This window comes from Halobacillus shinanisalinarum, from assembly GCF_022919835.1.
Lineage (GTDB): Bacteria > Bacillota > Bacilli > Bacillales > Halobacillaceae > Halobacillus_A > Halobacillus_A shinanisalinarum.
Genome location: NZ_CP095074.1, coordinates 281,843 through 294,137 on the forward strand (window position 1 = coordinate 281,843; position 12,295 = coordinate 294,137).

Below are 12,295 nucleotides of genomic sequence, written 5' to 3' on the forward strand. Positions count from 1 at the left end.
TCCTCCTCTATAATTGTTTAGCCTTCTATAATCTAATTAATTCTTTTCGTGACTGGCTTAGAGGTTCATTACCCGTCTCAGTAACAACGGTATCATCCTCAATCCTGCAACCGCCTACGTTAGGTACATAGATCCCTGGTTCTACCGTCACAACCATACCTGCCTCAAGCGTCTGATCTGTTCTAGACGATAACCCTGGGCCCTCGTGTACATCTAAGCCAATACCATGACCGGTAGAATGCCCGAAGTATTCACCATACCCTTTTTCATTAATATAATCACGGGTAAGCGCATCTGCTTCTCTTCCGGTGATGCCGGATTTAATTCCTTCCATACCTCTAATTTGAGCTTGTAATACCGTATCATAAATTTCCTTTAACTCATCACTAATTTCACCTACAGCAATGGTACGTGTAATATCAGAGCAATAACCTTTATACAGGGCTCCGAAATCTAGTGTCACAAGTTCGCCTGATTGGATTTCTTTTTGTGAAGCTACCCCATGCGGAAGGGCGGAGCGATAACCTGATGCAACAATAATATCAAAGCTTGAAGAGGTGGCACCTTGTTTCCTCATGAAAAATTCTAGCTCATTAGACACATCAATTTCCTTCACTCCAGGCTTAATATAGCTTAGAATATGTTCGAATGCATCATCAGCAATCTTTACAGCATCCTTCAAGACAGTAAGCTCCTCATCTGTCTTAATCAAGCGTAACTTTTCAACTAACCCAGAAGTTGGTATAAGTTCTACGTCTAGCTGCTGACGGTAAATATCATATTGTGTGTATGTAACATGGTCTTGCTCAAACCCTAGATTTGTTAAGCCTAACCTTTTAACTTGTGACGCAACTTCTTCGTGCATCGGTCCCTTATGCTCCACCATAGTAAAGCCTTTCGCTTGCTCTGCTGCCTGTTCAGTATATCTGAAATCAGTAATGAACACAGCATCCCTTGCTGTAATTAATACAGCACCTGATGAACCGGTGAAGTTCGTTACATAACGGCGGTTTTTGCTGCTCATAATAAGTAAACCATCCAACTCCTTATCCATGATGGCTTGGCGCAAATTATCTAACTTAATCATACTCATTTCCCCCTCCAAATTGTAAGCTGATGAAACCCACGGATAATAGGCGGCAAGCCCAAATTGTTCCCCTTAGTGCCTGCCACCTGTGGGATACACAATGGATAAACCTAACATAGTCGACCATTTCAATCTAAACTGGCTACTGTATCAACTAAAGCACTTCCACTTTTCTAATTTTATCATACTCTTTGAATATCATCATTCTGCCGGCTGATTATATTCCTTAAACTCATATGATATCGAATACCCTATAAACACCCCATATAAAACAAATAAGCATATCGTAGTTACGAGAGAGTCAATTGTAAGCTGGGTAAAGTCAGGGACGGCTTGAAATATTGGATTCATCACATAAAATAGAAGACCAAATAGAATGATCCCGTAAATAAAACCTGGCCATATTCCATTTTTTCCTTTCAAAGCAACATAATAAGCGAACGCCACGAGTATGGATAATACGGCAACGATTCCGACAGCCAGAATTTCTGCAAGCAGCGTACTTGTCCATTCTGTTTGCCAGAAGGAACGAAAGATAAACGTAGCTGCGGAAACTTGTGAGAAGTTGAAATAATACGATATTGCGCCAAGTCCGCTCCATAATATTCCTGCAATGAAACCAATTAGTAATGTTTTAGATAGTACACTATGCGGGGGTTCCTGCTTACTTTGTTCTTTATGTTCTTTTGGTTGATCCTGGTCTTTTGGTTTGTCAGCCATTGTCATCACCTCATTTTTATTTTCTCCATTAAGAGCTATTTCATGCCCAAGAGTTTATCTTTTAAAAAGGTAGTGAATCATCAGTTTTTACTGTAAAATAGAAGCAGAAACCTATGACTGGTGTAGAGTGTTCACGACAAATAGTAAACAACCAGTCTATGGTGGGCAACAGGTATTAAGATAAAAAAGGTGATAGTATTGAATATTTTCAGCTTGAAAGGAAACAATTTAAAGTAGCAAGGCATCTTAACATTATCTTATCTTAGAGGATTTTCGCCTGAATAAGGACAAACACAAATAACTTAACAAATCTAAATAGTAAAATGTCTAAGAAACTAGGAACGTTTAAATCAAATATTCCTTCAAAAGATGCTAGAACATGATAAAAACAAAGGCATAAGTGGTATACACAATAGTAAGGTGTTTCCTATCAAAAATCTAATGCGAAGGAGGAAACTTAAAAATGTCAAGAAACTGGGGTACTCTTGTTATGTACACGCTTATTACCCTGGCAATTTTTTATGTAGGGTATCAAATGGTGACGAATCCTTCATCCTTTCTTTCATCGATCATTATGATGATTGGAATAGCTGTACTAGTATATGGTGCCATTTACTTCCTATTTCTCCGTAATCGTGTCAGAGCGGGTGCAGGCAGAAATAGTAACGAAATGAAAAAGTATAAACAAGCGGTCAAACAATCGAAGCAAAAGTATAAATCCCCGGCTCCTGTTAAAAGTAAAGCCAAACCCGCGCCTAAATTTTCATCTAACACGAAACAGACAAAAGCAAAACGCAAAAACGCCCCTAATCTACGTGTCATAGAAGGCAATAAAAGCAAAGGAAAAAATCGAGCCTCCTTTTAAGCGGCTCGATTTTTTATCTTTTCCAACGAACTAGAAATTGTTCGGCTTTCTCTTGCCCGATACTTATTAATTTTTTCTTTTGTTCTTCATTCATAAAGAAGTCAGTTGTCTCAATACCCTTTACTGGAATAAAGATGACATCCCTACTAGTTTCTTCTGATATATATCTAGCATCATGCGCTTTTTTCATAGTTCGAAATAAGGCATGAAACATTTGTATAGCGTTCTTAATTTTTTGTTCTGGAAGCTGGTCGGGCGGATCGCTTAACTGCATCCCAAGTATTGGTCGCTTTCGCTTACCATGCTCATTTTCAAACAACCATATGGGGAAATTACTGAGAACACCCCCATCTACTAGCAGCGACTTCCCCTTCTTTCCATGGAGCTTAACAGGCATAAAAAAATAGGGCAGGCCTGCACTTATTCGCGCTGCTTTGGCGACCGAAAACGTACTTGGGTCAATGCCATACAATTCTTTCAGATCATCTGGGATGACAACCATTTTTCCTAAAGTCAAGTCAGAGCAGATGACTTTCAAGCTTCCAGTGGGTAGATCTGCGAAAGTACGAACCCCTTTTTGTTCAAGCCATTTCTCTAGTATATTCTCTAAACGGTTACCCTTATATAATCCCATACGGAAGTAAAGCAAAAGCCATTTTGAAAACGGGAAAAACCGTTCAGGAATCGGTTCATCCGTTAGTTTCTCTAATGATAGATCAAACAAGATCTTCTTTAGATCTTTAGCTTGATACCCTGAAGCAATTAGGCAAGCTATAATTGCCCCGGCAGATGTCCCCGCAACTCTCCTGAAATGGTAGTCATTCTCATCCAACACTTCAAGAGCTCCAATAAAAGCTAATGCTTTCACCCCACCGCCGGAAAACACCCCGTCTATATTTATACGATCACCCCATTTATTACATATATAAACGGGAAGAGTGCTGGATAGAACAAAATAATGAACAAAAAAGACGCAGTCATCTGCGTCTCATTTTTGTTCATTATTTTGTTCTTCATTTTTCTGCTGCACAGTTCGAAGATCCTCCACTCGCGAATCGTTCTCTTCAAAATACTGCACCAAATCTCCAATGCGGTCAATAGAATCCCAACTTAAATGATGTTCGATCCCCTCCACATCATCATAAATCTTATCACCATCCACCCCAATGATTTCTAGAAACTGTTCGAGAAGATCGTGACGGTAGACTAACCGTTTCCCCACTTTCTTTCCCTTTGGAGTTAAAATAAGACCACGATATTTTTCGTAGTTTAAGTATTGATCCCGATCTAATTTTTGAACCATTTTAGTAACTGAGGATGGATGCACTTGAAGGTTTTCGGCAATGTCAGACACTCGTGCATATCCTTTATCTTCGATTAAGATATAAATTTGTTCAATATAATCTTCCATGCTTGGTGTTGGCATGTTAAACCCCCAATATTGCCTCTGTTATGTAGGTTGCTTCATAAAAATGATACACTAGTTTGTTTTCTCTGACAAGCAGCCTACTCAACAAAAAACAGACGACCAGTATCCGCTGATCGCCTGTTGCTCTTTATAAATCCTGTCCAAGTAGTCAGGACATTTACTTTCGCTTTATAACCCACACTTCAACTGTGCATTACAATTTGTACAAGTGTTACAGCCGCCGATATCCTCAACGGTTCCTTTTCGGCAAACTGGACAGGTGTCACCAACTTCTGATCCAATGGTTACCTTCGTTTTTTCTAATTCATGGACTGTATCCATTAGAACAACACGTGGTTTTCTATCCTCATCAAATTCAAATTCGGTCTGTTCTCCGTCAAAATCATTTTCTTCTGCTTTAAGCGTCAGAACTTGACTATCACGGCTTCCGTCTACATACACGGTTCCGCCTTTGGCACCGCCATGGTATAGTCGCTGATACACTTGTTCCACTTGCTCAACGGTGTACCCTTTTGGTGCGTTCACCGTTTTTGAAATCGAACTGTCTACCCAGCGCTGGATCACACACTGTGTATCCGCATGGGCTTCGGGAGCCATCGTCATAGCTGTTATGAACCAGTCCGGGAGATTGTCCGGGTCTTGGTCAGGATGCTTGTCCAAATACTCTTGAACTATATCAGCTTTAACCTCGATAAACTTACCAAGACGACCGCTTCTGTAATAAGAGAACGAGAAGTATGGCTCAAGCCCGGTACTTACCCCTACCATCGTTCCTGTACTTCCTGTAGGAGCTACAGTTAACAAGTGAGAGTTACGAATTCCGTATTTGAGTACATCTTCACGAATATCTTCAGGCATATCCTGCATATAACCGGTTTCAACAAATCTTTGTCTCAGCTGTTGCGTTTCCTCATCGGTCTCCCCGTGTAAAAATGGGAAGCTTCCTTTCTCTTTCGCCAAATTGATGGATTCACGATAAGCCGTTGTTGCAATCACTTCAAAGATTTCATCAACGAGTTTATTTCCTTCTTTAGAGCCATACTCTGTTTCACAATAAATAAGCAAATCGTGAAGCCCCATTACACCTAAACCAACACGGCGCTCACCTAAAGCCTGCCTCTTGTTTTCTTCTAGGAAGTAAGGTGTCGCATCGATAACATTATCCTGCATGCGTACGCCTGTCGCAACTGTTTTTCTCAACTTGTCAAAATTAACTTTCTTCGCTTCTTTGTCTGCAACAGAAGCTAAGTTTACTGCTGCTAAATTACAGACAGAAAAAGGCGCTAACGGTTGTTCCAATTTTGTTACCCATAAGGCTTTTTATCCTTATGTTCTAACAGTTGAATTTCTGTTAGTTCAGCATATCTTTTAACAACGTTCTAATAAATAAACATGTTGTTTTGCGGCCTCGTGGATGGATTATATTCTAGTTATCCACTAGTTTCACCATCTATGCGTTGCCCCTGACCGAGCTGTTAAACAAGGCCTTCGGTTCGGGTTCCCGTCTCAGGGTCCCTGCTTCATTCCGCAATGATTTACATGAGGCAAACTATGCAACTTTACCACATGGGTTGGTAGCCACAACCTTTTGACCATAAGCACTCGCGTTTGTTTTCTCGTTAGCATTGTCGATAAAGAAAATACCTGGTTCAGCAGAGTAAGTTGCACAAATATTGATTAACTTCCAAAGCTCTGCCGCCTTAACAGTGCGATACGTTTTCACGCCGAATCCTTTGGCTTCCCATTCACGGACATCTCCACTCTCTTGCCATTCTGCATTGTAAGTGGCCATTTCCTCTTTTGAGTAGGCTTCTACATCTGGAAAACGCAGGTGATACTCCTGGTCGTTTTCTGCTGCTTCCATAAATTCTTTTGTAATACAAACAGATATGTTCGCCCCTGTTAAGAATTCAGGGTTATGAACGGTGTATGTGCCGCCGGTTTGCAGTTTTTCCTCTGCTTCGCGCAGGCTGCTTTCTGTGAATCCACCTTGACCCGGCATGGTTTTATAATTAACCACGCTCTGATACAGGTCTTTCTCCGTTTCCGTTAAGGGGGTGAATTTAAGTTTTTCTTCTGCCAGTTCCTTAATTTGTTCATCTTCGGTATTTTCAATTAAAAATCTTAAAATGCGTGGATTCTGCATTTTCGAAATGATGAATTCAACGATGTCAGGATGCCAATCTGATAACATAATCATTTGTGCCCCACGTCTTGATCCACCTTGCTCAACTAAATGAGTTAACTTAGCAATATCATCTAACCAGGATACAGAACCTGACGACTTGCCATTAACCCCTCTAGCCAGCGTATTACGGGGCCTTAGGGTTGAACCGTTTGTGCCGACACCACCACCGCGCGACATGATTTCCATCACCTGCTTACGATGATCAGATATCCCTTCGCGAGAGTCTTGGATATAAGGCATTACGTAACAGTTAAAATAGGTCACATCCGTATTTGAGCCTGCCCCATAGAGAACTCGTCCTGCTGGAATAAAGTTGAGATTTGAGAGTTCTTCATAAAAGGCTTTAAAGCTCTGTTCCCTTTGCGCATCATCCACTTCAACTGCTGATAATCCAGTTGCATTCCTTAAGGCAATCTGTTCATAAAAGACTTCTAGTGGTTTATCAATGGTATCAAGATTTCTTGTGATCACACCTGTTTCGCGCTCTTCCTCTTTATCGAGCACATTGATGAACTCTTCTTCTACTTTAACTTTTGCCTTGTGATGTTCCCAATCGATCGATTCAATAAATCCAAAACCTCGTGCGGGGAATTTCGGGTCATCCTTAACAGTAAGAACAACGAAATCTCCTTCTGACAACGTCAGCCTTTCTGTATCTTTGAATGCGTAGCGGTCTAACATTACTAACCGCGATACTCCGCTATGTGTTAAGTGCATATCTGATGTTATTTCGTGCACTTGATCAAATTGGCGGATATCCGCATTCAGCCGATCCACATTTAACCTTGCTGGCGTACTGCCTGTGGTTGTTGTCTGCATTTGTACCTCTCCTTTTCGATTTGCCTGTGTAAAGCTATTAGAATGGTTAAGTTATTATCTATAGGTAACATACCACATTTTCAAAATGTTAATCAATATATTGTACTCATTTTAAAGTTCCCTACCCATATATTGTGTTTCGATCAACTTAGAACGATTTTGTCAATCTAATAATACTGCAAAAATAAAAGAAAAATCTAGATAATAAGAGAAAGTTCCCGATTTTTTATAACTCATTAACTTTTTTATCTGTTGCATCATCAATCATGTATAAAATGCCTAAACAATGGCTTTGAATCCGATAACAAAATCAATACATTTTTCATTTTCATCTTAAGTGCTATAAAAATACTTTGAAAACCTCCGCATTCCCTCATATAATAGATAGGGGAAGAGGGGGTATGTAGAGAATGGAACTATGGATTTTATTAGGTGCCGTTGCGTTTTTAATTGCATTCGGCGTGTTCCGATTTATGAAGGCAAACAAAGTACTGACTACATTAACAGAGGATGAATTCCGTCAAGGATATAGAAAGGCACAATTGATTGATATACGTGAACCTAAGGAATTCGATGGCGGTCATATTTTAGGCGCACGAAATATTCCTTTATCACAATTAAGAAATCGGCTTGTTGAAATTCGTAAAGACAAGCCTGTGTATCTTTATTGTCAAAATGGATCACGTTCCTCGAGAGCTGCGCTTATGTTGAATAAAAAAGGGTACACAGATCTTAATCAATTAAAAGGCGGCTTTAAAAAATGGACAGGCAAAATCAAGGTGAAAAAATAAGAAAAGACGCTGCTTAAAGGCAGCGTCTTTTCTCTATCTATAGGACTGCCTTAGGTCCCAACTGTCACAAGATGAAGTTCTTCAAGGCGCTTACGCTTTCCTCATTAATTTTCTTTGATATAACGTAAGATCGGTTTTCTTGCTGCTGTTGTTTCGTCCATACGACTGACAATCGTTGTATGAGGGGCCTCCTGAACCTTCTCAGGGTCCTCCTCAGCCTCACGCGAAATCTGAATCATCGCATCAACGAATGCATCAAGCGTCTCTTTTGATTCGGTTTCTGTTGGTTCAACCATGAGAGCTTCTTCTACGTTTATTGGGAAGTAGATGGTTGGTGGATGATACCCAAAGTCAAGCAATCGTTTAGCAATATCAAGTGTACGGACCCCAAGTTTTTTCTGTCGTTTACCTGACAACACAAATTCATGTTTGCAATGCTGATCAAATGGTACTTCGTATTCTTCTTGAAGTCTGCGCATCATATAATTTGCATTTAGCACTGCATATTCACTTACTTTCCTTAAACCTTCAGCCCCCATTGTACGGATATACGTGTAAGCACGTACGTTGATACCGAAGTTTCCATAATAAGGCTTCACTCGTCCAATTGATTGTGGCCGTTCCCCATCAAATACAAACAAGTCATCCCGTTTTGTTAAGATCGGTTTAGGTAGGAAGGGTTCAAACTCTGCCGTTACGCCAACTGGGCCTGATCCCGGTCCTCCCCCGCCGTGAGGACCAGTAAATGTTTTATGAAGATTAAGGTGAACGACATCAAAGCCCATATCTCCCGGACGAGCGTAGCTCATAATAGCATTTAGATTCGCTCCATCATAGTACAGTTTCCCGCCTGCTTCATGAATGATCGCCGCCATATCCTCAATGTCTTCTTCAAATAAGCCAAGTGTATTTGGGTTAGTAAGCATAAGAGCCGCAGTTTTTTCATCGACTACTCGCTTCAAGTCGTCTAGGTCAACGAGGCCTCGTTCATTCGTTTTAACTGTAACAGCTTCAAACCCAGCTACTGTTGCTGAAGCCGGGTTGGTCCCGTGAGCGGAATCCGGCACAATGACCTTAGTTCGTTGATAATCGCCATTTCCTTCATGAAATGCGCGGATCATCATTAACCCGGTCCATTCCCCATGTGCACCTGCAGCTGGCTGAAGGGTTACTGTATCCATTCCAGTAATCTCTGCCAATGTTGTTTGCAAATCATACAATAGGCCAAGAGCTCCCTGAACAGTCTCAGGTGCTTGGTATGGATGAATGTGGCTGAAGCCAGCTAATCTAGCAACATCTTCATTCATTTTTGGATTATATTTCATCGTACATGAACCAAGTGGATAAAACCCAGAATCGACCCCGTGATTTCGCTTAGATAACGCTGTGTAGTGACGCATAATCTGTAATTCACTTACCTCGGGTAGATCGGGTTCATTTCTTCTAATGTATGTCTCCCCTAACTGCTCATCCACATCCGTTTCAGGCACATCTAACTCAGGTAAACTGAAGCCTGTACGACTCTCTTGACTCAATTCAAATATTAGTGGAAAGTCTTGATTAGCCATGAATATCCCCCAATTCTTTAACGAAAAGATCGATTTCTTCCTTCGTACGAATTTCTGTAATCGCAACAAGCATGTGCCCCGCAAGGTCGTTGAAATTTCCTCCAAGGTCGTAGCCGCCAATGAATCCTTTTTGTAAAAGCTTTTTATTAACATCTTCAAGTTGATCACCAATGTTTACGACAAGCTCGTTAAAGAAGGCTCCTTGGTAAGCAATGGAAAACCCAGCAGACTCTAGCTGTTGCTTCATGTACGCTGCCTTTTGCATGTTCATCCAGGCCATTTTTCTTAACCCTTGTTTACCAAGGGATGACATAGCTACTGAGGAAGCTAACGCATTTAACGCCTGGTTTGAACAGATATTTGAGGTCGCTTTGTCACGACGAATGTGCTGTTCACGTGCTTGCAGGGTTAGAACAAATCCTCTTTTGCCCTCTTCATCCTTGGTTTGACCAACTAAACGCCCTGGTACTTTACGCATAAGTTTTTTTGTTGTTGCAAAATAACCACAATGTGGTCCCCCGTATTGGGCGGGGATTCCAAATACTTGAGCGTCCCCGACAACGATATCTGCCCCGAATTCACCTGGTGGCGTGAGATATCCTAGTGATAATGGGTTGCTTGAAGTGATCAGCATTGCTTTCTTTTGCGTATCAACAATAGATCGCACCTGCTGAAGTGGTTCTACTTGTCCGAAAAAGTTAGGGTATTGTACGACCACACTAGCTGTATCCTCATCCAACTCTTTTTCTAACTGATCTAGATCCGTTACACCATCTTTATGATCGATTTCAACAACTTCTACTCCAGGTCCTTTGACGTATGAATGAATAACTGCCATCGACTCCGGATGGATAGCTTTTGAGACAAGCACTTTCTTCTTTTTCGTTTGTCCAGCTGAAAGATTAACCGCTTCAGCAAGAGCCGTCCCCCCGTCATACATGGATGAGTTAGCGACATCCATTCCTGTAAGCTCACAAATCATTGTTTGAAATTCAAATATAGCCTGAAGTTCCCCCTGGGAGATCTCTGGCTGATAAGGCGTATAGGCCGTATAAAATTCAGATCTTGAAATGACATGATCGACTATAGAAGGAATATAATGATCGTACACTCCAGCCCCTAGAAAAGAGGTATGTGATTTCAGATTAACATTTTGCCCAGCAAGCTGTGTGAGTTCCTTCATAAGTGCAAATTCATTTTTGGGATCTTTTATATTTAGATCACCTTTATAGCGTACATTTTCAGGTATATCTGCAAACAGCTCGTCTGTTGACTTGACTCCAACTGTTTCCATCATCTGTTGCTTATCGCGTTCAGTCATCGGTAAATAACGGAATTCCATAACTCTTCCCCCTCATTCTTTATCGTTTATAAAAAGGTGTTTTGACAACCTTTGCTTGTAATTTTCGTTTGCGTACTGCAACCGTAACTTCTGTTCCTTCATCTGTGTATTCACTATCCAACAGAGCAAGACCGACATTCTTTCCAAGTGTCGGAGATTGTGTGCCTGTCGTGACAAATCCAATCGACTTCCCCCGTCTAATACCTCATAATGGGTGCGCGGAATGCCTTTATCGATCATTTCAATACCAACTAGCTTACGTGCTGGCCCTTCTTGCTTTTGCTTTTTCAGTACTTCTTTACCAATAAAGTCTGCATCCTTCTTCACTCGTACAGCAAAGGAAAGCCCCGCTTCAATTGGCGTAATTTCAGGACTGAGTTCTTGTCCGTATAATGCCAAGTTAGCCTCAAAACGCAGTGTATCGCGGGCTCCAAGCCCAATTGGCTGCACATTAAAAGTTTCGCCTTCGGATAAAATTGCCTGCCATAAGGCCGGACCTGATGCAGCAGGAAGATAAATTTCAAAGCCGTCTTCACCTGTATAGCCAGTGCGTGAAACGATTGCTTTATCCTTTACATCCTTGAACGAAACATCTTGCAAGAAACGGAAAAATTTAATGGAAGATAGATCTGCAGAGGTCAGTTGCTGCAGTGCCTCTTCTGCTTTTGGCCCTTGAAGTGCAAGCTGAACGTAATCATCAGAGACGTCTGTGATGGTGACTTCCCCCTCTTTATGATCCTTAAGCCACTGCACATCCTTCTCACGATTTGCTGCATTAATGACAAGAAGATAGTGGTCTGTCGCTAACATGTAAACAATTAGATCGTCCACTGTGCCTCCATCTTCATAGCACATAATCGTATATTGTGCTTTTCCCGGTTCAAGCTTTGACAAGTCGTTAGTTAACATCCCTTGTAAGTAATCAAGACTGTCTTTTCCCTTTATAATGACCTCTCCCATATGGGAAACATCAAAAAGCCCTGCATTTGTTCGGGTCGCTTCGTGCTCGTCCTTAATGCTGGTAAATTGGACGGGCAAATCCCATCCTCCAAAGTCAATCGTTTTAGCTCCTAACCTCTTATACTCAGAAAAAAGGGGTGTGCGCTTCAATTCAGTCATCCTATCACTCCTATAAGATCTAATTAAGCATTAAAAAAAGAGACTCTACCGCTTTACCGGGAGTCTCTGTCCGTTTCACCAGAAAGTTTGGCGTTTTTAAAAACGTACGAAGACGTCTTCAATCCGCTTGCTTCTTGGGTGGTTTACCTATCGTAAACACTCTCCAGAGGTGCGTCCTACAAAGGTCTTTTTGCCTGAGAGATTCGCAATCATTTCGATTACTTGCTCCTTCGGCGCCACAAAAGTAGTCTCTCCCTTTGCAATCATCCGCTACTAGTATTTTCTTAGATTAATTTGGGCATACTAACCTGTAAAGCTATGCGACAAACTCTCTTAAATTTCTGCTTCATTATACCATAGCGTACCA

9 protein-coding genes, 2 pseudogenes and 2 riboswitches are annotated in these 12,295 nt (G+C 41.2%); of the genes and pseudogenes, 2 read left to right on the plus strand and 9 right to left on the minus strand.

Annotation, left to right across the window (positions count from 1 at the left end; all coding sequences use genetic code 11):
- Positions 1–25: 25 nt before the first annotated feature.
- Both MUO14_RS01525 and MUO14_RS01530 read right to left on the minus strand, forming a co-directional pair.
- Positions 26–1,087 carry a M24 family metallopeptidase gene (locus MUO14_RS01525; protein ID WP_244753325.1) on the minus strand — a complete coding sequence of 354 codons (1,062 nt, stop codon included), beginning with the start codon at positions 1,085–1,087 and terminating at the stop codon, positions 26–28.
- Between the two features lie 201 nt (positions 1,088–1,288).
- The gene (locus tag MUO14_RS01530; RefSeq protein ID WP_244753326.1) at positions 1,289–1,807 is read right to left on the minus strand and encodes a YqhR family membrane protein; all 519 of its coding nucleotides are present in this window, start codon (positions 1,805–1,807) and stop codon (positions 1,289–1,291) included.
- Between the two features lie 463 nt (positions 1,808–2,270).
- On the opposite strand from MUO14_RS01530, the gene MUO14_RS01535 reads away from it, so the two are divergent.
- A complete protein-coding gene (locus MUO14_RS01535) occupies positions 2,271–2,672 on the plus strand; it encodes an SA1362 family protein (RefSeq protein ID WP_244753327.1) in 402 nt (133 codons plus the stop codon).
- 13 nt (positions 2,673–2,685) lie between these two features.
- On the opposite strand, the gene MUO14_RS01540 is transcribed toward MUO14_RS01535, so the two are convergent.
- The 4 genes and pseudogenes from MUO14_RS01540 to MUO14_RS01555 all read right to left on the minus strand — a co-directional run.
- Positions 2,686–3,558 carry a patatin-like phospholipase family protein gene (locus MUO14_RS01540; RefSeq protein ID WP_318036005.1) on the minus strand — a complete coding sequence of 291 codons (873 nt, stop codon included), beginning with the start codon at positions 3,556–3,558 and terminating at the stop codon, positions 2,686–2,688.
- Between the two features lie 102 nt (positions 3,559–3,660).
- Positions 3,661–4,098, minus strand: coding sequence for a transcriptional regulator MntR (gene mntR / locus MUO14_RS01545; protein ID WP_244753328.1), 438 nt, complete (start codon positions 4,096–4,098; stop codon positions 3,661–3,663).
- Positions 4,099–4,269: 171 nt separating this feature from the next.
- Positions 4,270–5,397: pseudogene (locus MUO14_RS01550) on the minus strand (vitamin B12-dependent ribonucleotide reductase); the annotation flags it as partial.
- A 262-nt stretch (positions 5,398–5,659) separates the two neighbouring features.
- Positions 5,660–7,108 (minus strand): annotated as a pseudogene (locus tag MUO14_RS01555) (vitamin B12-dependent ribonucleotide reductase); the annotation flags it as partial.
- 410 nt (positions 7,109–7,518) lie between these two features.
- On the opposite strand from MUO14_RS01555, the gene MUO14_RS01560 reads away from it, so the two are divergent.
- Complete coding sequence (locus MUO14_RS01560; RefSeq protein WP_244753329.1) at positions 7,519–7,899, plus strand: rhodanese-like domain-containing protein; 381 nt, start codon at positions 7,519–7,521, stop codon at positions 7,897–7,899.
- A gap of 104 nt (positions 7,900–8,003) precedes the next feature.
- Here MUO14_RS01560 and gcvPB read toward each other — a convergent pair whose 3' ends face one another.
- The 3 genes from gcvPB to gcvT are packed head-to-tail and all read right to left on the minus strand — an operon-like array spanning position 8,004 to position 11,928.
- Positions 8,004–9,467 (minus strand): aminomethyl-transferring glycine dehydrogenase subunit GcvPB, encoded by a 1,464-nt coding sequence (gcvPB, locus tag MUO14_RS01565; protein ID WP_244753330.1) that lies wholly within the window; start codon positions 9,465–9,467, stop codon positions 8,004–8,006.
- A complete protein-coding gene (gene gcvPA / locus MUO14_RS01570; RefSeq protein WP_244753331.1) occupies positions 9,460–10,809 on the minus strand; it encodes an aminomethyl-transferring glycine dehydrogenase subunit GcvPA in 1,350 nt (449 codons plus the stop codon). Before gcvPA ends, gcvPB begins: the two co-directional genes overlap by 8 nt.
- Positions 10,810–10,821: 12 nt before the next feature.
- The gene (gene gcvT / locus MUO14_RS01580) at positions 10,822–11,928 is read right to left on the minus strand and encodes a glycine cleavage system aminomethyltransferase GcvT (RefSeq protein WP_449768899.1); all 1,107 of its coding nucleotides are present in this window, start codon (positions 11,926–11,928) and stop codon (positions 10,822–10,824) included.
- 64 nt (positions 11,929–11,992) lie between these two features.
- Positions 11,993–12,097, minus strand: a riboswitch (glycine riboswitch).
- Positions 12,098–12,100: 3 nt separating this feature from the next.
- A riboswitch (glycine riboswitch) is annotated at positions 12,101–12,195 on the minus strand.
- Between the last annotated feature and the right edge of the window lie 100 nt (positions 12,196–12,295).